General features: G+C 40.0%; 16 protein-coding genes and 1 CRISPR repeat array. Of the genes, 11 read left to right on the plus strand and 5 right to left on the minus strand.

The window, feature by feature from the left end; all coding sequences use genetic code 11:
- Positions 1 to 190: 190 nt before the first annotated feature.
- From A5888_RS19050 to A5888_RS19060, 3 genes are read right to left on the minus strand one after another with little or no spacing between them, the layout of a single operon-like run.
- Positions 191 to 2,110 carry a PTS fructose transporter subunit IIABC gene (locus A5888_RS19050; RefSeq protein ID WP_086349030.1) on the minus strand — a complete coding sequence of 640 codons (1,920 nt, stop codon included), beginning with the start codon at positions 2,108 to 2,110 and terminating at the stop codon, positions 191 to 193.
- 11 nt (positions 2,111 to 2,121) lie between these two features.
- On the minus strand, positions 2,122 to 3,033 hold the full coding sequence (gene pfkB, locus A5888_RS19055; protein ID WP_086349031.1) for a 1-phosphofructokinase: 912 nt from the start codon (positions 3,031 to 3,033) through the stop codon (positions 2,122 to 2,124).
- Positions 3,030 to 3,782, minus strand: coding sequence for a DeoR/GlpR family DNA-binding transcription regulator (locus A5888_RS19060; protein ID WP_086349032.1), 753 nt, complete (start codon positions 3,780 to 3,782; stop codon positions 3,030 to 3,032). Before A5888_RS19060 ends, pfkB begins: the two co-directional genes overlap by 4 nt.
- Before the next feature lie 376 nt (positions 3,783 to 4,158).
- Between A5888_RS19060 and A5888_RS19065 the strand changes: the two genes are divergently transcribed.
- The 10 genes from A5888_RS19065 to A5888_RS19110 all read left to right on the plus strand — a co-directional run bounded on the left by A5888_RS19065 (position 4,159) and on the right by A5888_RS19110 (position 18,989).
- A complete protein-coding gene (locus A5888_RS19065; RefSeq protein WP_339101782.1) occupies positions 4,159 to 5,421 on the plus strand; it encodes an EpaQ family protein in 1,263 nt (420 codons plus the stop codon).
- 181 nt (positions 5,422 to 5,602) lie between these two features.
- Positions 5,603 to 7,846: a DNA helicase PcrA gene (gene pcrA, locus A5888_RS19070; protein ID WP_086349034.1), complete on the plus strand. Its 2,244-nt coding sequence runs from the start codon at positions 5,603 to 5,605 to the stop codon at positions 7,844 to 7,846.
- 21 nt (positions 7,847 to 7,867) lie between these two features.
- Positions 7,868 to 9,895 carry an NAD-dependent DNA ligase LigA gene (gene ligA, locus A5888_RS19075; RefSeq protein ID WP_086349035.1) on the plus strand — a complete coding sequence of 676 codons (2,028 nt, stop codon included), beginning with the start codon at positions 7,868 to 7,870 and terminating at the stop codon, positions 9,893 to 9,895.
- Positions 9,896 to 10,147: 252 nt separating this feature from the next.
- A complete protein-coding gene (gatC, locus tag A5888_RS19080) occupies positions 10,148 to 10,453 on the plus strand; it encodes an Asp-tRNA(Asn)/Glu-tRNA(Gln) amidotransferase subunit GatC (protein WP_086349036.1) in 306 nt (101 codons plus the stop codon).
- Positions 10,453 to 11,922: an Asp-tRNA(Asn)/Glu-tRNA(Gln) amidotransferase subunit GatA gene (gatA, locus tag A5888_RS19085; RefSeq protein ID WP_086349037.1), complete on the plus strand. Its 1,470-nt coding sequence runs from the start codon at positions 10,453 to 10,455 to the stop codon at positions 11,920 to 11,922. Before gatC ends, gatA begins: the two co-directional genes overlap by 1 nt.
- On the plus strand, positions 11,922 to 13,352 hold the full coding sequence (gene gatB / locus A5888_RS19090) for an Asp-tRNA(Asn)/Glu-tRNA(Gln) amidotransferase subunit GatB (RefSeq protein ID WP_086349038.1): 1,431 nt from the start codon (positions 11,922 to 11,924) through the stop codon (positions 13,350 to 13,352). Before gatA ends, gatB begins: the two co-directional genes overlap by 1 nt.
- A 17-nt stretch (positions 13,353 to 13,369) precedes the next feature.
- Positions 13,370 to 14,437 (plus strand): diacylglycerol kinase, encoded by a 1,068-nt coding sequence (locus A5888_RS19095; RefSeq protein ID WP_086349039.1) that lies wholly within the window; start codon positions 13,370 to 13,372, stop codon positions 14,435 to 14,437.
- 178 nt (positions 14,438 to 14,615) lie between these two features.
- Entirely contained in the window at positions 14,616 to 16,247 is a 1,632-nt protein-coding gene (locus A5888_RS19100; protein WP_086349040.1) for an ATP-binding protein, read from the plus strand.
- A 29-nt stretch (positions 16,248 to 16,276) separates the two neighbouring features.
- Positions 16,277 to 16,963: a response regulator gene (locus A5888_RS19105; RefSeq protein ID WP_422389756.1), complete on the plus strand. Its 687-nt coding sequence runs from the start codon at positions 16,277 to 16,279 to the stop codon at positions 16,961 to 16,963.
- Positions 16,964 to 17,225: 262 nt separating this feature from the next.
- A CRISPR array of direct repeats spans positions 17,226 to 18,109; the repeat unit is 30 nt; unit sequence GTCTTAATCTAAACAGAGTGTAATGTAAAT.
- Between the two features lie 187 nt (positions 18,110 to 18,296).
- On the plus strand, positions 18,297 to 18,989 hold the full coding sequence (locus A5888_RS19110; RefSeq protein ID WP_086349042.1) for a hydrolase: 693 nt from the start codon (positions 18,297 to 18,299) through the stop codon (positions 18,987 to 18,989).
- 78 nt (positions 18,990 to 19,067) lie between these two features.
- Here A5888_RS19110 and A5888_RS19115 read toward each other — a convergent pair whose 3' ends face one another.
- Positions 19,068 to 20,090, minus strand: a complete 1,023-nt coding sequence (locus tag A5888_RS19115) for a 2-hydroxyacid dehydrogenase (protein WP_086349043.1) — start codon at positions 20,088 to 20,090, stop codon at positions 19,068 to 19,070.
- Positions 20,091 to 20,120: 30 nt separating this feature from the next.
- Positions 20,121 to 21,176: an AEC family transporter gene (locus A5888_RS19120; protein ID WP_086349044.1), complete on the minus strand. Its 1,056-nt coding sequence runs from the start codon at positions 21,174 to 21,176 to the stop codon at positions 20,121 to 20,123.
- Between the two features lie 308 nt (positions 21,177 to 21,484).
- On the opposite strand from A5888_RS19120, the gene rlmD reads away from it, so the two are divergent.
- Positions 21,485 to 22,849 carry a 23S rRNA (uracil(1939)-C(5))-methyltransferase RlmD gene (gene rlmD, locus A5888_RS19125; RefSeq protein WP_086349045.1) on the plus strand — a complete coding sequence of 455 codons (1,365 nt, stop codon included), beginning with the start codon at positions 21,485 to 21,487 and terminating at the stop codon, positions 22,847 to 22,849.
- The last annotated feature ends 216 nt before the right edge of the window (positions 22,850 to 23,065 follow it).

Below are 23,065 nucleotides of genomic sequence, written 5' to 3' on the forward strand. Positions count from 1 at the left end.
ATGATTTGTGGTTTTTGTCGATTTCATTTTATCAGTTTGTTGTTCCTTTTTTGTGTTTGACCACTCAAAAAAGTGCTGGTGGTTTTTCCTTTAGGAATTTCCACCAACACAAAATATTATAGAACCATATAATAGAGAAGCATCACTTACCTGCTAGTAAAGGATAAGTGATGCTTCTCTTTTTTTTATTTTAAGCTACTTGTGTAACTGGTTTTTTCAGCATACCGACAATTACAGCGGATACGACTGCTCCGATAAAGATGAACAATAGATACATCAGAGGGTTGCTAAGGAGTAGGGCAACGAACACACCGCCATGTGGTGCTAATAAACGAATACCCATACCACCAACTAATCCACCAGCTAATGCAGATCCTACGACAAAACCTGGAATCACGCGAAGCGGATCGGCAGCCGCAAATGGAATAGCGCCTTCTGTGACGAAGGATAGACCCATAACAAGGTTTGTTAATCCAGCATCTTTTTGGTCTTGTGTAAACTTATTTTTGAAAATCAAGGTTGCAATGAAAATTGCCAGAGGTGGAACCATACCACCTGCCATTACGGATGCCATGATCACACTGCCACCTTCGGCAAGCGATGTTGCAATGGAGGCTGTACCAAAAACATAAGCAGCTTTGTTGATTGGGCCACCTAAGTCGATGGCCATCATACCACCAAGTAGAGCACCTAATAGAGCTGCGTTTGTTCCATCAAGTCCAAGAAGAAAATTATTCAGACCATCATTGATAATTTTCATTGGAACATTGATCAATAGCATAGCCCCACCTGTAATCAGAAGACCAAAAACAGGATAGAATAAGATTGTTTTGATACCATCCAACGATTTTGGCAGACCTTTGAACAACTTTTTCAAGAAAATGATGACATAACCTGCTAGAAATCCGCCTATCAATGCACCCAAAAAGCCAGCTCCACCAGTATTTGCTAAGGCACCAGCAGCAAAACCAACAATCAAGCCAGGACGATCAGCGATACTTGAAGCGATAAATCCGGCAAGAACAGGAAGCATAAATCCAAAAGCGGCGCCACCAATTTGATTAAACCAGCTGGCCATTTCATTATAGTTCCCAAGACTTGCAAGCTGAGTATCAGGGACACCCATGAACTGATCGATCATAAAGGACAAGGCAATTGCAATCCCGCCACCAATTACGAAAGGCAGCATATGAGAAACACCGTTCATCAAATCCTTGTAGATTCGTGAACCAATTGAACCTTCAGCAGAATTACCTTCTGTAGCTGATGCTTCTGTGCCGTTGCCATGAAAAACGGGCGCATCTCCGCTCAAGGCAAGCTCAATCAGTTCAGCTGGCTTACGGATGCCATCGCTAACCGGACGGTTCACTAATTCTTTTCCGTCAAAGCGATTCATCTCTACTTTTTTATCTGCCGCAACGATGACACCATCTGCTTTCTCGATATCTTCTGCGGTTAGGCGATTCTTAATTCCTTCAGAACCATTTGTTTCTACTTTAATTGCTACACCCATTTCTTTCGCTGTTTTTTTCAATGCATCTTCAGCCATATAGGTATGCGCAATTCCTGTAGGACAAGCAGTAACAGCTACGATGAATTTTTTGCTTGAATCATTGTTTTGAACCCGCTGTTCTTGTTGTTCTTCTAATTGCTTTTGTTGCTCAGCGGTGATAAATAACTCCTGTACTTCTTCCGGAGAGTTCGCTTGTTTTAACTGTGCGACGAAATCCGGATTGACCAATAGTCTGGAAAGAGCGGCCAATGCCTGTAAGTGTGTATCATTGGCACCTTCTGGAGCTGCGATCATAAAGAATAAGAAAGTTGGTTGTCCATCCAAGGCATCATAATCAACGCCTTGACTGCTTTTGGCAAAGAGAACGGTTGCTTCTTTTACAGCGCTGTTTTTCGCATGAGGCATTGCGATTCCATCGCCTAGCCCTGTAGAGGTTTGAGCCTCTCTGTCTAAAATCCCCTGTTTGTATACCTCTTTATCTGTGATTCGTCCCCCAGCGTACATTTTCTCAACCATTTCATCAATTGCTGCTCGCTTTGTTGTCGCTTGTAGGTTCATGATCATTACATCTTTGATAAGTAAATCTTTGATATTCATATAAACTCCTCCTATAATTGTGTAATTTGTACTTCATTTAACAACTCATTAATAAATGCGGCATGGGCAAGATCATCAGAAAAGGCCGTAGCACTACCACAAGCAACACTCCATTTAAATGCCTCTATTGGGTCACCGGTTTCAGAAAATTTCCCAACAAATCCGGCAATCATTGAGTCACCGGCACCAACTGAATTTTTTAGCGAGCGTTTCAACACATTGGAGCGAAAGATGCCGTCATTAGAGAAGAGGAGTGCACCGTCTCCTGCCATCGATACAATTGCGTAAGTTGCCCCTTCATCCAACAAGGCTTTTCCATAAGGGAGGATATCCTCTACTGTATGAAATTCGGTCTGATATAATTCTGCCAACTCATGGTTATTCGGTTTGACTAGTAGTGGTTGATCTTTCAAGGATTGTTTAAGATCTTCGCCAGTCGTATCAATAACAAATCGTGCACCACGGGCTGTGATTAATTGAATGAGCTCAGCATAAAAACCTTTAGGCAAAGAAGCAGGAGTGCTGCCTGATAGAATGACGATATCTTCTTTTGATAATTGATCAAATTGTTTTTTCAATTGAGCCATTTCTGCAGCTTGAATGCTTGGACCGGCACCATTGATTTCTGTTTCTTCAGCTGCTTTCAATTTGATATTGATTCGTGTATCTGAATTGATGGTGGTGAAATTGGTCGTGATTGCTTCTGAATGCAGCCACTCTGTAATGAAGCTTCCCGTAAATCCGCCCATGAAACCCATAGCAGTGGATTCGAGTCCGATTCTTTTTAAAATTCTGGAAACATTGATTCCTTTTCCACCCGGTAGTTTGAGGTCAGAGCTCATTCGATTCAAGCCGCCTATTTCAAGCTTATCCACGTGAACGATGTAATCGATCGATGGATTTAGTGTCACTGTATAAATCATTTTGCAACCTCCTTGATACTCGTTTTTTGCTGTAATCCGTCCAATAGCTCTTTGGGACAATAATCGATAATAAGACTTGCTTGTTCTACATCCGTCACTTTTGTAAAGGAGACCTTACCCAATTTGCTGTGATCCGCTAAAATAAAAGCTTGTTCAGCATGCTGGATTGCCAATCTTTTCAAAGCAGCTTCTTCTGGATCAGGCGTAGTCAAACCGAATTCTGCATGAATACCATTCATACCCATAAATACTTTGTTGAAACGAAATTGTCTCAACTGTTCCATACTTGTTGTTCCGATGATTGCTTTAGTTGAGAGCTTTAATTTCCCACCTAAGATAATCGTATTGATATTCAAGTCGATCAGCTTTGCTGCATGATGTACTGAGTTAGTTACTGCGGTAACTGCTTTTCCGGCCAGATGAGGGATCATCTCCAAAGTAGTTGTTCCGGCATCTAGATAGATGACGTCACCATCGCAGACAATCTTAGCAGCAGCTTTCCCTAATAATTGTTTTTCTTGAATGTTTTTGATCGATTTTTCGATCATGGATTGTTCAGAGCCAAGATCTGATTTTAATTTTGCTCCACCGTGGACCCGGTCTAGCATTCCAGCCTTCTCCAACTCTTGGAGATCTCTGCGTATAGTTGATTCAGATGCACCTAATATATCTGATAGCTCTTGAGATTTCACAATTGATTCTTGATTCAATAAGTCTATTATTCGTTGGTGACGTTCTTCTGTAAGCATTTCCATCCCTCTCTTCATTGGTATAGTAACATGGATGGAATGACTAATCAACCAAAATCGATCAAAAACGTTCAAAAAACTTCATAAAGAGATTTAGTGTAAGGATTACAATACTTTGTCTCGAAAAAAATGAGATTTTAACTATGGAAGGTTTTATTATTATGTCGAAAAAAAGAAATTCTCTCTAGAATATTAAAGAAGTATTTGTTAAGCTAGGAGAGGAGAAATAAATCAAATGCTTAAAGTTGTATAGTTATTGAAGCGTTGGCTTTTATAAATGGTAGCACTATCGCTGTAAAAAATTTTCGAGGTAAGTGAGTAGTGGTGTGCAACTAAAGAAGTGATTTGAATAAAAACTATGGATAGGATGTAAGAAATGAAAGGTAATGAGAAGTACATTGAGGGATTTAAATTTGTTAGTTTATTTGTTGGATTTGTTTGTTCTTATATAACATGGATTGGTTTGGGATCGATATCTAATCAGATGTTTACGGTTTTGTCAAAACTACTTCCTATTTCTTTGCTGATCTTGTTTGTCTTGACTATACCAGCTCTCAAAAAAATGGATTGGTTTTTTGCAGGGAGTTTGCTTGTATTGGTTGCAATACCGGCATTTTTCTATTTTAACAATTTTCCTTATTTGATATTTTATTGGCAAGTTCCCCTTTCCTTAGTATTTATTTTTTTAGTTGGTAAATTTTCTTTTGGTGAAATTTTTCAAACGATTCTTCTCTATTTTGCAGGAGGATATGTTACTGTTATGGCAATCAAAATGGTGATGGTCACGTTTGAAATTGGAAATTTAGTATTGTGGACCAATAAGAATTTGATCGCGGGACCAACCTTTTTTGCTTGTATGTTAGCAATCATTCTTATTGACAGAATGAACTTAGAGTTTTCATTACTAGTAGAAGGTCTGATTAGTTTAATGGGGATCACAGTATTTTATTTGTGTGAATCATGGACACCGATGATTTCCTTCTTAGCGTTTTTAGCAATAGGAGCTAGCTTTAGATACATAGCAGCGATTCAAAATATTGTAAAAAATAAAATACTATGGGTTATGTTGTTTTCTGCGATGTTTTTGTTTATACCTGTATTCGTGTATTTTTTCTCTTATAATGATGGATTTGGTATGTCCTTCAGTGGTCGAGTAGGTATTTGGCAGGAACTCTTCTATTCTTGGACTGCAGAAACAAAAAATGTACTGATAGGTATACAAAGTCATTTTAGCGTTGCAAGAAATGGATTGGCTGCTCATAGTGCCTATTTAGACATTTTATGGAGATACGGCATTATTGGCTATCTCATTTTATTTGGTGGGATTGTCCTATTAACATTCAGGTATAGTCAATCTAAATATTCTACAAACCAACTTTTATGTTTATTGGCTTTTTTTGTTACCTGTATTCATGCGACGATGGAAAACTACCTAAGTACATTCCAGTGGATTCCAATGATTTTCATTTTCCTAGCATTATTCGTCAGTCAGTCAGAGCAAGCTTCGGCTGAATTAGAGGAAGAAGATGATCTGGAAGAGGAAGACGAAAGTGAAGAAGCTGTGTTAGAAGAACAAGTTGAATCGGAAGAAATCACAGAGGTTTCAGCTGAAAAATCAGAAGAGGTTTTACCAGAATAGTAAATGACTTTTTATGATCAAAAATTAATGAACAGTTCACTAGATGATAGGTAATCTGGTGTGCTGTTTTTCTTTGGATTTTTGTTAGAAAATTTCTGGTATGCTGCAACTGTTTTTAAAGAATTTCAGACGGTTATTTGGTATAATAGTAAAGATTGAAATTTAAGGGAGGACGTTGTACATGGCTCCGAAACATACATTGATTCAGGGAATGAATCCTAAACAGGCAGAAGCTGTTCTGCACACCGAAGGCCCATTACTGGTAATGGCCGGCGCTGGTAGTGGGAAGACACGTGTCTTGACTCATAGGATCGCCTATTTGATTGAAGAGAAGGATGTCAATCCGTGGAATATACTAGCAATTACGTTTACAAATAAAGCAGCAAAAGAAATGAAGGAGCGGGTCGCAAGATTGCTTGAGCATGGTGGAGAAGATGTTTGGATATCTACTTTCCACTCCATGTGCGTGCGTATCCTCCGACGTAATGTCGACCAAATCGGTTATAATCGGAATTTTACGATCATTGATGCTTCTGAACAGCGGACGCTTATGAAGCGAGTAATGGCAGAGTTGAATATTGATACGAAAAAATATGACCCACGAACACTTCTTGGAACAATCAGTAACGCGAAAAATGCGTTACAAACACCGAAAAAGATGGCAGAGCTGCAAGGTAGTGTTTATGAAGAGGTTGCTGCAAAATGCTATGACAAATATCAGCGAGAATTAAGAAACAATCAATGTATGGATTTTGATGATTTGATAATGAATACCATCCGATTGTTTGAAGAACAGCCTGATACCTTGGCTTATTATCAAAACAAGTTTCATTATATTCATGTAGATGAATACCAAGATACCAACCATGCACAGTATATGCTGGTTAATATGCTGGCAGAACGTTTTCGTAATTTGTGTGTTGTGGGAGATGCCGATCAAAGTATATATGGTTGGCGTGGGGCAGATATGCAGAATATTCTTGATTTCGAGACCGACTATCCAAATGCTTCGGTGATTTTGTTAGAGCAGAATTATCGTTCTACGAAGAAAATATTATCTGCTGCCAATGATGTCATTCAAAACAACCGTAATCGCAAAGCGAAGAGTCTATGGACTGAGAATAACGATGGTGAGAAGATCGTGTATTATCGTGGGAACAGTGAGCGAGATGAAACTCAGTTTATCGTTCAGCAGATCCAAAAGGAGATGCAGGAGAATGAACGGATTTATGGTGATTTTGCGGTATTGTACCGAACGAATGCTCAGTCTCGTGTCATGGAGGAAATGCTGCTGAAATCTAATATTCCGTATACGATGATTGGTGGACATAAGTTCTACGATCGCAAAGAGATTAAAGATATCTTAGGCTATTTGAATATTATTTCAAATCCGATGGATTCTCTTAGCTTTGATCGGGTAGTGAATGCACCGAAGCGCGGCATCGGAAAAACCTCTGTTGAAAAGCTTAGACAGTTTGCAGAAATGCATGGCTGGCCTCTTTTAGAAGCTGCTCAAAACGTAGAGTTGGCGAATATTTCAGGAAAAGCGGGTAAGGAGTTGGGCAGCTTTGGTCTTATGATTCAAGAGCTGACACAGATGGTCCCTTACATGACGATTACCGATTTGGTCAAAGAGGTACTGGATCGAAGTGGTTACAAGGAAGAGTTGATTCGTCAGAATAATTTGGAATCCCAGACGCGCTTAGAAAACTTGGATGAGTTTCTGACTGTTACACAAGAATTCGATAAACGCTATGCAAAACAGGACGAAGAGGATGCTGACGCACCGGAAGAAAAACTAGCAGTTTTCTTAAATGATTTAGCGTTGGTTTCTGATATTGATGATTTAGAGGAAAGTACTTCCCAAGTAACCTTGATGACCTTGCATGCGGCTAAGGGTTTGGAATTCCCAGTGGTCTTTTTGATTGGGTTGGAAGAAGGGATTTTCCCACTTTCTCGAGCAATGCTTGAGGAACAAGAGCTTGAAGAGGAGCGACGTCTGGCTTATGTGGGGATTACCCGTGCGGAAGAAGTTCTATATATGACAAATGCTTACTCAAGAACCTTGTATGGCAAAACGCAATACAATCGCCCTAGTCGTTTTTTAAGTGAGATTGAAGAAGAACTAATGGCGCCTCAAGGGTTAGCAACGCCAAATCAGCAGCCGGTAACAAGAACACAGGAACCAAGAGTGTTCAAACCGGCATATAGTCAGCCTGCACAAAAAGCTGTTTCAGATAAAACTGCCAGTGGAGGCGAGTCTTTAGGCTGGAAAGCAGGAGATAAGGTAAAACATAAAGCTTGGGGTACAGGCATGATCGTTAAGGTAAGCGGCAGTGATAAGGATTTGGAATTGGATATTGCATTTCCGGAAAAAGGAATCAAACGTTTATTGGCAGCGTTCGCGCCAATCGAAAAGGTATAAGGACATAGGAGGTTTGTTAGAATGGAAGATCGACCACTGACATTAGGAGCGGCAACCGAAAGAGTGAAACAACTGAGAGCGGATCTTACAAAATACGCTCATGAATACTATGTTGACGACACGCCGACTGTAGAGGATTATGTTTATGATAAACTTTATCAGGAACTAGTTGATATTGAAGCGGCATTTCCTGATTTGATCACTTCTGATTCACCCACACAAAGAGTGGGTGGAAAGGTTCTAGAAGGATTTGATAAGGTAACTCATGATGTGCAGATGTACAGTTTAAATGATGGCTTTAGTAAAGAAGAAATCTATGCGTTTGATGAACGGGTGCAGAAACTTGCTGGGCGTCAAGTCAGCTACTGTTGTGAGTTGAAGATCGATGGATTGGCGATTTCATTAAAATATGAGGATGGAGTCTTTGTTCAAGGGGCAACACGAGGTGATGGTACTGTTGGAGAGAATATTACAGAGAATCTTAAAACAGTGAAGTCGATCCCATTACAATTGGAGCGCCCCATTTCAATCGAGGTTCGTGGGGAATGTTATATGCCAAAGAAATCGTTTGTTAATTTGAATAAAGAACGTGAAGAGGCTGGGCAGGATATTTTTGCGAATCCTAGAAATGCCGCAGCGGGTAGTCTTCGTCAATTGGATTCAAGTATTACAGCGAAGCGTAATTTAAGTACATTTCTTTATACCGTAGCTGATTTTGGTCCAATGCAAGCTCAGACACAGTTTGATGCGTTGGAAGAGCTGGCGGAAATCGGGTTGAAGACAAATCCGGAAAGAACCCTGTGTAAGGATATCGATGAAGTTTGGGCGTATATTGAAGCGTATCACGAGAAACGTGAGCAGCTGCCTTATGAAATTGACGGAATCGTCATCAAGGTCAATGACTTTGCTACTCAGGATGAGTTAGGTTTTACTGTCAAAGCACCTCGTTGGGCAATAGCCTACAAATTTCCACCGGAGGAAGCAGAAACAGTTATTGAGGATATCGAATGGACAATCGGCAGAACGGGTGTTGTGACACCGACTGCTGTAATGACACCGGTACGAGTAGCAGGAACAACGGTTGCTCGCGCAAGTCTCCACAATGTTGACTTCATTAACATGAAAGGAATTCGCCTAAGAGATCATGTGATCATTTACAAAGCTGGAGATATTATTCCAGAGGTTTCACAGGTCTTGCTTGACAAGCGACCGGCAGATAGTGAAGAGTTTCAGGCACCTACGCATTGTCCTGTGTGCGACAGTGAACTGGTTCATTTGGACGAAGAGGTGGCACTCCGATGTATCAATCCAAAATGTCCCGCTCAAATCAAAGAAGGGCTAAGTCACTTTGTTTCCAGAAATGCGATGAACATTGATGGATTAGGACCTCGGGTTCTTGAGCAGATGTTTGACAAAGAGTTGGTTGCCGATGTTGCAGATTTATATTTTCTGACAGAAGAGCAGCTGATGACTTTGGATAAAATCAAGGAGAAATCGGCACATAATATCTATACAGCGATTGCAGCAAGTAAAGATAATTCAGTGGAACGATTGATTTTTGGACTGGGAATTCGTCATGTAGGATCAAAAGCAGCGAAGGTTTTAGCTGAGCATTTCGGTGATCTTGGAACAATTGCAAAAGCAACGAAAGAAGAAATCGTTGCGCTGGATTCGATAGGAGAAATCATTGCAGACAGTTTGGTTACCTATTTTGAAAACGAAGAAGTTCACGAGTTGATGGCTGAATTTGAAAAAGCAGGTGTCAATCTGGCTTATAAGGGGCTACGAGCCTCTCAGTTGGATGCGGTGGAATCACCATTCAAGGATAAGACGGTTGTACTGACTGGAAAACTGGAAAAATATACTAGAGAAGAAGCCAAAGAAAAAATCGAAAATCTGGGTGGTAAGGTAACGGGCAGCGTGTCGAAGAAGACAGACATTGTTGTTGCAGGAGCTGAGGCTGGCAGTAAATTAACGAAGGCCGAAAATCTGGGCGTAGCGGTTTGGACAGAAGATCAGATGATCACAGCAATCGAAGATAGTCATTAGTAAGGAATCGTGAAAGGGCTGTGGCTTTGACTGTTCTAAGCTCCTTCTGATTTCGAGAATGGCGTACAGAAACGTGTTGTCAGAGCTGTTTAAAATCAGTACAGTTAGACACAAAAGCAATTTTTAACATTCCTGACAGAGTAAAATCAGGAAATTTTCAAGAGTTTTTCAATCATTAGATAGTTTTATGATAGAATAGAAAAAACAGTCTTTTAGAAGACTTTCGCATTTTTAGAGGAAAGAAGGGTATTTATGGCAATCAGTGAAGAACAAGTAAAACACGTAGCAAAATTGGCAAAGCTGTCATTTTCTTCTGAGGAGCTGACAGGATTTACAGATCAGCTTGGCAAAATCATCGATATGGTCGAGCTTCTTGAAGAAGTGGATACAGAAGGTGTACCGTTTACATCGAACGTCGTTGAGACAATCAATGTGATGAGAGAAGATCAGGCAGAACCGGGCATGAACAGAGATGAGTTAATGAAAAACGTACCTGAGTCACAGGATGGCTACATTAAAGTACCGGCAATCATTGACAATGGGGAGGCTGGTGCATAATGGAAAAACTATATGATAAATCACTGACTGAGCTGCACGATTTGCTTGTATCAAAGGAAATCACAGCGGTTGATTTGACAACAGCAACGCTTGATCGCATCAAAGAGACTGAAAAAGATGTGGATGCATTTATTACTATCAATGATGAAAAAGCCTTAGACTTGGCTAAAGCGATTGACATAAAAGGAATTACTGAATCAAATCCTTTAGCAGGTATTCCGATCGGAATCAAAGACAACATTGTTACAAAAGATATTCTGACAACTGCCGCGTCTAAAATTTTGAGTAACTTCAATCCAATTTATGATGCTACGGTTATGGATAAGGTCTATCAATCAGACTTGATTCCTGTGGGTAAGCTGAACATGGATGAGTTTGCGATGGGCGGAAGTACAGAGAACTCTTACTTCAAAAAGACGAAAAACGCTTGGGATCATACGAAAGTGCCGGGAGGTTCTTCAGGAGGTTCAGCAGCAGCAGTAGCGGCTGGGCAAATTCCGGTTTCATTAGGAAGTGACACGGGCGGTAGTATTCGTCAGCCTGCTTCTTTCAATGGAATCGTGGGAATGAAGCCTACTTATGGTCGTATTTCTCGCTATGGCTTGATTGCTTTTTCTTCAAGTCTGGATCAAATTGGACCATTGACAAGAAACGTAAAAGACAATGCATTGGCATTGAATGCTATTAGTGGTTTTGATCCAAAAGATGGCACATCTTCCGGTGAATCTGTTCCTGATTTCACGGAAGGGCTGACAGGAGATATCAAAGGCATGAAGATTGCCTTGCCGAAAGAGTATTTAGGCGAAGGAGTTGCTCCAGACGTGCGTGAAGCGATCCTGAAAGCTGTCGATACCTTCAAAAATCTGGGAGCAACGATTGAAGAAGTTAGTCTACCGCATTCTAAATATGGGGTTGCTGTCTACTACATCATCGCTTCATCGGAGGCTAGCTCTAATCTGCAACGTTTTGACGGTATTCGTTATGGCTACCGTTCAGAAGATGTTCAAAACTTGGAAGATGTTTATGTAAATTCACGTACAGAAGGCTTTGGACTGGAAGTAAAACGTCGAATCATGTTGGGAACCTTCTCGCTGAGTGCCGGTTATTATGATGCCCACTTCAAAAAAGCAGGACAGGTTCGTACGTTGATCAGACGTGACTTTGAAAAAGTCTTCGCTGATTATGATTTGATCATTGGCCCATCTGCACCAACTGTTGCCTATGGTATTGGTGAAAACATCAATGACCCGATCACGATGTATATGAATGATATTCTGACGATTCCTGTGAACTTGGCAGGCTTGCCGGGGATGTCTATTCCAGCAGGATTCTCAGAAGGTCTTCCGGTAGGATTACAAATCATCGGGAAACCATTCGCTGAACAAACAATGTACAAAGCAGCCTATGCTTTTGAACAGGCAACTGATTTCCATACAAAAAAACCAGTGATTTTAGGGGGAAATGATTAATGAATTTTGAAACTGTCATCGGTCTGGAAGTCCATGTAGAATTAAAAACAAACTCTAAAATCTTTTCACCGGCGCCCGCTCATTTTGGAGCAGAGCCAAACAGTAACACACAAGTGATTGATTGGGGTTACCCTGGGGTACTTCCTGTTATGAATAAAACTGCTTTGGAATTCGGTATGAAAGCAGCATTGGCATTAAACTGTCAAATTTCCAAGGATACACATTTTGACCGTAAAAACTATTTCTATCCGGATAATCCGAAAGCTTACCAAATTTCTCAATTTGATCAGCCAATCGGTCACGATGGTTGGATTGAAATCGAAGTTGAGGGCGAAAAGAAAACGATCCGTATTGAACGTGTTCATCTAGAAGAAGATGCCGGAAAAAATATTCATGGTACCGACGGCTATTCCTATGTTGATTTGAACCGTCAAGGAACGCCTTTGATCGAAATCGTTTCTGAAGCAGATATGCGTTCGCCGGAAGAAGCCTATGCATACTTGGAAGCATTGCGTTCAATTATTCTATTTACAGAAGTTTCCGATGTGAAAATGGAAGAAGGCTCCATGCGTTGTGACGCCAATATTTCTTTGCGTCCATATGGGCAGGAAGAATTTGGAACAAAAGCTGAGCTGAAAAATCTGAACTCTATGAGCTTTGTTAAAAAAGGGTTGGCGTTTGAAGAGAAACGTCAAGCAAAAGTATTGTTATCCGGTGGAGAAATCCAACAGGAGACACGCCGTTTTGATGAAACGACGAATAAAACATTATTGATGCGTGTGAAGGAAGGGTCAAGTGATTACCGTTACTTCCCGGAACCAGATATTCCTCGTTTTGCAATCGATGATGCTTGGATCGAAAAGGTACGCGAGAGTTTACCTGAGCTACCAGCTTCGCGTCGTCAACGCTATACAAAAGAATTGGGCTTGCCTGATTATGATGCAATGGTTCTTACTCTAACAAAAGAAATGTCTGATTTCTTTGAGGAAACATTGGCTGCCGGTGCAGATGCTAAGCAAGCATCAAACTGGTTGATGGGTGAAGTTTCTGCTTATATGAACAGTGAAAAGCTGGAATTGAACGATACAAAATTAACACCTGAAAATCTTGCGGGAATGATTCAATTGATTGCAGACGGCACGATCAGTTCAAAAATTGCAAAAACTGTCTTCAAGGAATTGATTGAAAATGGCGGCAATGCGAAAGAAGTTGTTGAAGCAAAAGGGTTGGTTCAATTATCTGATCCTTCTCAATTATTACCAATCATTAATGAGGTGTTGGATAACAACCAACAATCGATCGATGATTTTAAAAACGGGAAAGATAGAGCTGTTGGCTTCTTGGTTGGTCAAATCATGAAAGCAACAAAAGGAAAAGCCAATCCTGGTGTTGTGAATAAATTGTTGCAGGAAGAGCTAGCAAAACGATAGAAAGCGGCTGACAGGATATGAAGAAAGCAAGAGTGATTTATAACCCAAAATCTGGAAAAGAATTGGTAAAAAAGAATTTAGCTGATATTCTCAACGTATTAGAGGAATCTGGATATGAGGCGAGTGCTTTTGCGACGACACCTGAACAAGATTCCGCAAAGGATGAAGCAAGAAGAGCAGCATTAGCTGGCTTTGATTTGATTGTTGCTGCCGGAGGAGATGGCACAATCAACGAAGTCGTCAACGGAATTGGACCATTAGAGGAACGTCCACTGATGGCCGTGATTCCAGCTGGGACAACGAATGATTATGCTCGCGCGCTGAAAATTCCGCGAAATAATATTTTGGAAGCAGCTAAGGTCATTAAAAAGAATCAAACAGTCAAAATGGACATTGGGATGGCCGCCGAAAACTATTTTATCAATATAGCTGCTGGGGGACATCTAACGGAGCTTACCTATGAAGTCCCTTCAGAGCTGAAGAGTATTTTTGGTTATCTGGCCTATCTAGTCAAAGGAGCAGAAATGCTTCCAAGAGTGAAGCCGATCAAAGTGAGAATGACCTATGATGATGGTGTTTATGAGGGGAATGCCTCCATGTTTTTCCTAGGCCTGACGAATTCTGTCGGTGGTTTTGAGCAGATTGCACCAGATGCCAAGTTAGATGATGGCAAGTTTTCATTGATTATTGTTAAGACGGCGAATGTTCTTGAGATCGTTCATTTGGTTGCTTTGATGATGAATGGCGGGAAGCATGTGGAAGATAATCGTGTGATTTATACAAAAACGAATTATTTACATGTAGAAACTTTGGATGAAAATCATCGGATGCTGATCAATCTTGATGGCGAGTATGGTGGCGAAGCGCCAATGGTTTTCAAAAATTTACACCAGCATATCGAAATGTTTGCCAATATGGATGATATCCCTTCAGAAGCGGTGATTGGTGAGCAGCCGGAGATTGAAGAGGATGAAGCGTCTTATAAAGAGATCACGAAGGGTTTCGTCAAAGAGGTAGAGAAGCTAACAGACCAAGATATCGACGGGGACGGTAAAATTGCCGGAGAAACACCTAAAGAAAAGTAATGCTTGAAGATATCGTTGCCCGAATGCTAGTGATTGCACAGGTTTCATTTTTAGAGAGCCGGACGATTTTCAGTTTGAATATTGTCCGGCTCTTATTTACATAATTGTATGAATAGCATTGTAGATGATCAACAAAAGATTCTGACTACGAAGAAGTCTTTTCTAGGAAAGGATAGCTATGGTTTCAAAAATGAAAGAAGGATTCAAGAAAAAGTCCTTCAATTTACAGACAACAATTATTTTTGTTGTCTGCTGTTCCACACTGGTGTCATTAATTGTTTCTGCCATTTTAATCAGAAACTTTATTTTAAGCAGAAATGATGAAACAACAAACGAAAAAATATCAAGTGTTGCAAAAATCGTTTCAGCCAACGAGATTGTTAAGGAAGGTCTGCTCAATGGAGACCCTAATTTGACTGTTCAAGCATTTGCGACAGATGTTATGAAGGCGGCAAATTTGGATTTTGTAGTGGTAATGGACACCGACCGAGTTCGCCTATCTCATGCAGCGCCCTCGTATATTGGACAAAAATTTTCAGATGAAGAGGACGCTCGAAAAGTGCTTGCCGGAGAAGAATTCTTTTCACGAAAGGTGGGCGTACTGGGGAATGGTTATCGGTATTTTGTTCCGGTTTTTTATGAAGGAAAAATCATTGGTGGTGTCTGTGTTGGATTAACTTCTCAAAGTATGGGCGTCTATGTTTCTGATGCACAGAAAAAAATTCTCTTGTCTCTTCTTCTCGGATTGACTGTAGGAATCATCGGCGCAATTTTCCTTGCTCAAAAGATGAAGACAATTCTACTTGGATTGGAACCGGAAGAGATCGCCGCACAGTTAAGTGAGAAGGAAATCATTGAGAATGAGGTCGAAGAAGGCTTGATTGCGATTTCTCCATCCAAACAGATCATTTTGTTAAACAGAGGGGCGAAGGAATTGTTTGCGACCTCCAGTTTGGAAATGGATTCTCAGTTGGGCGAAGTGATTGATGAGAACCTTTATGAAGTCCTATTTAAGGCGACATTAGAGGAAAAAACAGAGATACGTAATCAATACATGTATTTGAATGGTATTGAAGTGATTGCCAGTGTTTCACCGATTTTCAGCGAAGAACAATTTTTTGGCGCTGTTGCGACTTTAAGAGATCAATCAGAGATGATGAAGCTATTGGAAGAGCTAGGAGGAACGGAGCAATACATCAATTCATTGCGAGCGCAGACACATGAATTTTTGAATAAGCTGCATGTTATTTCAGGCTTGATTGATCTGGAGAAGTTTGACGAAGTCTCCACATTTGTACAACAGTTAAATCATCATTATACGGTGGAAGTCGGCTATATAACAAAGCTGATTAAAGTACCTGCAATTGCCGGATTCCTTTTGGGGAAAATCAACGAGGCAAAGGAGCAGCAAGTAGAAATGATTATTGCAGACGATTCGTATGTTCCGGAAATGCTTGTAGATGCATCTGTTCACGCGTTATTGCAGATTCTGGGAAATTTATTGGATAATGCAAAGGAAGCGGTATTGAAAAAGGGAGAAGGTCAAGTTCGAATTCATCTGACATTTGAAGAAGAGGGACAGCTCTTTATCTTGGAGGTCTGTGATGATGGGATCGGATTGTCGGAGGAAGCACATAAACAACTTTTCAGCGTTGGCTTCTCGACAAAGGGAGAAAATCGTGGTTTCGGATTAGCTATCGTGAAACGAATCATTGAAGAATACGATGGTGTGATTGAATTTTCCAACAGAAAATCTGGGGGAACGGTTGTTTATCTGGAGCTGCCTAATAAAGTGAGGAAGAAGAAGTGACTAAAGTACTGATTATTGAAGATGATCCGATGGTAGCCGTTTTGAATCAAGGGTTTGTTGAGCAATTACCGGAGATGGTCGTTGTAAAAAATGTTCGTTCCGCTGACGAAGGCAAGAAAATTCTAGAGAAAGAATCGATTGATTTGATTTTATTAGATGTTTTTCTTCCGGGGGAAACAGGGATTGAGTTCCTCAATTGGTTAAGGATGAAGAAAAGTAATGCCGCAGTTATTTTAATTACTGCAGCTGACGACGTCAAAACAGTCAAGGAAGCTATCCGATATGGTGCAATCGATTATTTGATCAAGCCGTTCACGTTTGAACGTTTCAAACTAGCTATTGAAAAGTATCAAAAGCTAATGTTTGCTACAGATGATGGGGATCGGACCAACCAATATGCGATTGATCGTTACATGAATTATGGCGAGGTATCGGAAGGGCAAAGTCATTCAGAAGACAAAGAACTGCCTAAAGGTCTATCAAAGCTGACGTTAAAAAAGGTCAGCAAAGGGATTCAGGAGTTGAATGAGCCCTTTTCAACAAAGGATTTAGCAGCGAAAATTAGTCTTTCAAGAATTTCCACAAAAAAATACTTGCAGTTTTTGGTTGATTGTCAGGCACTGAAGGAAACCATGATTTACTTGGAAATCGGACGTCCGTTGACAAAATATGAAATTGCTAGAGGATTTACTGGAAAATTGGGGAAATACCTCTAACTAAAAATCTGTCGACCTCCGATAATGTAAAAAATGTGGGAGATCGACAGATTTTTTGTCATACAGCACATATTGAAGTTTAAAGGTGGAAAAAATCCCTGTATAGAGGCTTTTCTTCCACCTGTAGCTTGAAAAATGAAACTACAGTTATTGACATGATTTTATTTAGTCAGGTAAAATGAATGAAGAACGGGTTCAAAAATAATAGATCGACAGAATGGGCTATTGAAACCCTTGATATACAAGGGCTAAAATCAAGCAGGTCTTAATCTAAACAGAGTGTAATGTAAATTAGAATCAAAGTCAGGAGTATTTACCCCTTTGACCTGTCTTAATCTAAACAGAGTGTAATGTAAATGTAGTCCAAGCTTGTTCAATTTCATCTCTACTGATTGTCTTAATCTAAACAGAGTGTAATGTAAATGTCTGTAGAGTGTAGGGGGGTGTTACTAGACCCCCGTCTTAATCTAAACAGAGTGTAATGTAAATATGTACAGTGTTTGCCCTGTAAGCTCACTTTGTGACGTCTTAATCTAAACAGAGTGTAATGTAAATCCCATTAGGTATAATGTACCAGTATAGGTAACCATGTCTTAATCTAAACAGAGTGTAATGTAAATACATTAGATTCTACATTGGCTTTTATGAAGCAGACCGTCTTAATCTAAACAGAGTGTAATGTAAATAGTGAAATGAGCTATGAGCAATTAATTGAGCAGAGCGTCTTAATCTAAACAGAGTGTAATGTAAATGAGATAGGTAAACACCTAGAGTACCACGAAGCCATGTCTTAATCTAAACAGAGTGTAATGTAAATATTATTTGTGAAATCGAACTTTCTAAACGTGGTTATGTTTTAATCTAAACAGAGTGTAATGTAAATTCCCATACTACAACATCAATATTGAAGTCTTTTAACGTCTTAATCTAAACAGAGTGTAATGTAAATGTAGATGCGTTCAACTGTGGCGGTAACTGCGTGAATGTCTTAATCTAAACAGAGTGTAATGTAAATGCTGATTGAACACGCGACAGCAGCACAAGACGCGCGTCTTAATCCAAACAGAGTGTAATGTAAATGGTCCTTAGTAGCCACGCTGATCACCAGGGCAGTCAGTCTTAATCTAAACAAAGTGCAATGTAAAATCATTAGCTCGCCTCTGTGTTCCTCGTGTTCTACAGATCTTAATCTAAACAATTTTTCTTGAAAAGATCAACAGCTCGGTTGTTGGTCTTTTTTTTATGCTAACCAGAATTTCTCGCAAAATCGAACAGTTAAAAAAGACAAAGCAGGATTTTTTTAGTATGATGAATGAGAAAAGGGGGGAACACGATGGATAAAGCCCAAAAATATATACCTGAGCTGTCCTCAGAACTAAGACAGAGTATTATCAAGATGCCTAAAGTGATTCGTGAAGCAAGTGGTATCAGTATCTATGGGAAGCGGATCAAAAGTATTATTTATACAATGGATGTTGCAGTGATAGCCAACAATGATGCGGATGCTATCTTGGCTGTTTATCCATGGACGCCGAATACTCGGATTTTATCTGCTGTCTCACAGGTTTCACAGGCGCCTATCTTCGCTGGAATCGGCGGTGGACTGACCTCAGGAAATCGATCTGCTCGGTTGGGGACTTTTGCAGAAGAGCAAGGGGCTTATGGTGTCGTGCTAAATGGACCGGCAGACATACATACGATTGAAGTCGTCAATGAGTCGGTGGATATCCCTATCATTTATACTGTTGTAAATGACAAGCGAGATATAGGAAAGCTGATTGAAGCTGGCGTTGATATCTTTAATGTAGCGGGCGGAAAGGATACAGTTAAGCTAGTAAGTTGGATTAGAGAACAGTTTCCAGAGTTTCCGATCATTGCATCAGGAGGGAAGACAGTCGCAGAGATTAAAGAAACAATCGATGCAGGAGCCAATGCCATTACTTACACAACCTATGGAAAAACAGAAACATACTTCCAAGAAAAAATGGAAGAATATCGTGAACAGATGATTGAAGATGAGCACTAATTTTTTATTAAAGCTTTTACAAAAACAAAAATGAACGAAGTATTGCTTCACAGCACTTCGTTCATTTTGTTTTTTTATTTAAACTGCCTGACTTACTTTTGGCAGTTCCAATTCGTTAACGGATGTTCCTGTTGTCAGGATATCATTGAAGTTTTCGAAGCTAGTTGTGATCATATTGCTTAAGGCTTCATCGGTGTTTGACCCGATATGAGGAGTCACAAGTACTCTAGGATACAAATCAATCAACCGTTGAACTGTTCCATCCGGAAGTGCTTGCCAAGGCTGGAAGGCTTTGAAGAATAGATCCTTTTCGTTTGCAAAGACATCTGTTCCGAAGCCAGCTAAGTGATTGCTTTCAAGGGCATTCAAAATTGCTTCATTGTCCTGTAGTTCGCCACGTGCTGTATTGATGAGAATGGCACCAGGCTTCATTTTTGCAAGAAATTCTGCATTGATCATCTGATCGTTTTCTCCTGGAATGAAGGGCACATGCAAGCTGACGATGTCACTTTCAGCAAGCAGTTCATCTAATGCTTTAAACGTTAGAACTTCTTTTGCTGCATCGGGTTGATAGATATCATAACCAATAACATGTGCACCTAAGCCTTTGAAGAGACTTGCCTCGGTCAAACCGATTTTGCCCGTGCCAATTATACCAACTGTACAATTTCTTACTTCTTTACTGAACATTTCTTCATTCACAATAAAATTTTTGTAAGAGGTACGCATGGTTGTGTAGGCAGTATGGCGCAGTAACATCATTGCTAAAGTCAAAGACAGCTCAGCGATTGCGTTAGGCGAATAAGAAGGTACGCGTGTTACCCTCATCTCATATTTTGCAGCAGCTTCTAAATCAATGTGATTAAAACCAACCGTACGGGTAAATACATACTTGATGCCATATTCCTTGAATTTATCAATATTCTGACTATCAGCTACGCAGTTCCCTCTTAGTAATACTGCATCGTGTCCTTGTGCAGTGTCGATATTGTCATGTGTTAGTAGTCCTTCGATCAATGTTAGTTCATAGTTGTAGATATTCAGCTGATTGAAAAAAGCTACTTCGTTTGGTCTGACGCCATAACAGGCTATTTTAAACATGGTATATCCTCCCTGAGTTTATTCGTTTTGTTAAAACATGCCGATATTTTTAATAACTTCAAGTACAATGATCCAAATAGGTGTCATTGCGACTGCGACCACAGTGGATAGCAAAGAAGCGTTTGATGCTAGTACTGCATCCTTGTCAAAGCTGATAGCGTAAGCTGCAGCGACTGTTGCCGTAGGGGCCGCCATCATGATGACGATTGTTGCCAATGATTCAAAGTTGATCGGTAGAATGTTTGTTGCTGTAAGCAAGGCAAGACAAACGATATTGATTGCTGGAACAAAAACAATTTTCACTAAACTGTAATACCATGAAGTTTTGTCTGCTGCTGCTTTTTTGAAACTTACTTCTCCTAATGTTGCTCCAATAGACAACCAAGCGAGTGGAGAAGAAAGACCAGCTAAATACTCCATCGGTTTGAACAACCAAACGGCTGTTTGATCGATTCTCAAAAAGGCAACATTTGTAGTACCACCCTCAGCTAGCGCAACAGTTACTTGAGGCAGATAGCCTTGGAAAATCCAGATCAACAAGCCTGCGAATGTTGCGATAATGATTGGATTCATAAACATGGTTTTGATATTTTTCAATTCCATTTTCAAGCCGCTCATTTTGATATAGCCGTAAGAATAAAGAAAGATACGGTAGCCAATGTTAAAAATCGACGAGTACATGACACCGACAGAACCGTAAATCGCACTGACAATTGGTGTTCCAAAGAAAGTTGTTGATCCAAAAATAGTTAGAACACGTAAGGTATCTTGTTTGTCCCCTTTATAGCTAAGGAAAAATGGTTTAGAGATAAAGATAAGTAAGATGTAAATCACTAAGCCCCAAATCAACACATTGATTCCCTGTTTCAGTAAATCTGGATTGATATCTTGCATAAATGCTTTGAAAGCTAACGCCGGTAAAGCAACAGTCAGAACAACTTTTGAAAGAATTTTTCCGACTTGCTCATTGAAGATGCCCCTTTTTCGACATAAGAAGCCTAGCATGATAATAAATACAGTAGATGTGATAGAGCTGACAATGCTCATATCTGTGAGTGTCGTTTTAAAAATGTCTAAAATGTTCATAAGTTAATAAGTCCCCAATCTTTGTATGGTATTTCACAATATAACGCGTATAAAAATTATTGAAGTGCACTTCTATAGAGTAAATAGTAAAGTTTTAATGTGAATAAATGAACAATTAGAAACTAAACTAATTTATGTAACTAAAGTAAGTAGAGCGATTGTTGGTTGTGTCTGACTTGTATTTCGAAATAATAGCTATTTTGTAGAGTAGGAAGGATGAACGAAAGTATGGAAAAAGCATGAGAGTTGGTTGCTTTTACACCTTTTTTTCATTAGAATGGAACAAGTGAGAAAAGAAGGGACGAATTATGAAAACATATCCTGTAAAGAAAAATGAAACAATTGAAGTTGAGATTATTGATTTGACACATGAAGGTTTAGGGGTAGGCAAAGTAGATGGTTATCCTCTATTTATAGAAAATAGTCTGCCAGGAGAAAAGGTGCGGGCGCTTGTTCTGAAAGTAGGGAATAAGTTTGGTTATGGAAAGGTTATCGAGCGATTGAATGATAGCCCGGATCGTGTGGAGCTGACGGACGAGAGCTTGCTTAGAACAGGCATCGCGCCGTTACAGCACATGACCTATGAAGCGCAGCTTTTGTTCAAGCAAAAGCAGGTAGAAAATGTTCTGAACAAGATCAGCAAAATGCCTGATGTGCCTGTTTTACCAAGTGTTGGAATGGCCAATCCTGTCGGCTATCGAAATAAAGCACAGATACCGGTTCGTAAGGTAAATCGTGAGCTTGAAACAGGATTTTATCGTAAAAATAGTCATGATTTGGTACCAATCACGGATTTCTATATTCAAGATCCAGTGATCGATCAGGCGATCGTGACGATTCGCGACATTATGAGACGCTTTAGTGTGAAGCCGTATGATGAGGCTGAGCATACAGGAAATCTACGTCAAATTATTATCCGCAGAGGTCATTACTCTCATCAAATGATGGTTGTTCTTGTGACTAGAACAGAGAAGCTTTTCAAGCATGAGCAAATCGTTGAAGTTATTTTGAAGGAATTGCCGGAGGTTGTTTCGATCATTCATAACATCAATCCGGATAAGACTAATGTTATTTTAGGCAAAGAATCCAAAGTGTTGTATGGTCAAAATTATATTGAAGATCAGTTGCTTGGAAAAACGTACCGAATTTCTGCGCCATCCTTCTACCAAGTAAATACAGAACAGACAGAGTATCTGTATCAAACTGCGATGGATTTTGCCGGGCTGACAAAGGACGATATTGTGATCGATGCGTATTGTGGTATCGGTACAATTGGTTTGTCTTTAGCGGATCGCGTGAAGCATGTCTACGGTGTTGAAATCGTTAAGGACGCAATCGAAGATGCAACAATCAATGCGTTTCATAATGAAATCGACAATGTGACCTTCAAAGCTGGTTCGGCTGAAAATCTGATGAAACAATGGAAAGATTCAGGTATCGATCCAACTGTTCTGGTTGTTGATCCGCCGAGAAAAGGCTTGACTCCGTCATTCATCGAAACAGCTATGGAAATGGCACCGGAACGTATCGTTTACATTTCTTGTAATCCGGCAACGTTGGCAAGAGATTTGAAATTGTTTGGTGAGCAGTATGAAGTGAAGAAAATCCAGCCAGTGGATCTTTTCCCGCAAACAGCTCACGTAGAAGCAGTTGCGTTGTTACAAAAACGTTAAGAGCTAAAATTCTTTGATTTACACATATTGTGTTTATCAGTAAAGATGAAAACATATGATGTAAAAAGGTACGAGACAGTATCGATGCTCTCGTAAGTACAGATATGGATTGCGAGAACCAAACAAACGAAATTTGAACACTAGAGTAAGTAGAGCTGTTTGTTCTCTAAAGAGACTGCGGCAAACGTCAATAGTAGAACACCAGTGAAAATGGTT

The sequence above is a fragment of the Enterococcus sp. 9E7_DIV0242 genome (genome assembly GCF_002140975.2).
GTDB lineage: Bacteria > Bacillota > Bacilli > Lactobacillales > Enterococcaceae > Enterococcus_L > Enterococcus_L clewellii.